Origin of the sequence: Nocardiopsis lambiniae (assembly GCF_031845465.1) — a bacterium.
GTDB lineage: Bacteria > Actinomycetota > Actinomycetes > Streptosporangiales > Streptosporangiaceae > Nocardiopsis > Nocardiopsis lambiniae.
Window position 1 is genome coordinate 1 of sequence record NZ_JAVREP010000068.1, and the last position, 213, is coordinate 213.

1 protein-coding gene is annotated in these 213 nt (G+C 62.9%); it reads right to left on the reverse strand.

Annotated elements, in window-relative coordinates; all coding sequences use genetic code 11:
* The coding region (locus RM479_RS27565) for a hypothetical protein (protein WP_311514588.1) at positions 1-181 on the reverse strand (181 nt) is incomplete at its 3' end.
* Positions 182-213 lie beyond the last annotated feature (32 nt).

Here is a 213-nt window from a genome sequence, read left to right on the forward strand (position 1 = left end):
TGCTGGAGATGACGTTGCAGCCGTCCATGTTCACCAGGGAGAAGGTGATGATGTCGGCGCAGATCGGCACGGTGACGTTCTGGATGTTGGCGTTGTTGTCGGCCGCGGCGGTGCCGGTCATCGCGCCGAAGGCGAGGCCGGTGGCGAGGACGAGGCCGGAGATCTTGGCGATGCGGGTCATCGTGGATACCTTTCGGAAGCTCATAACGGGGT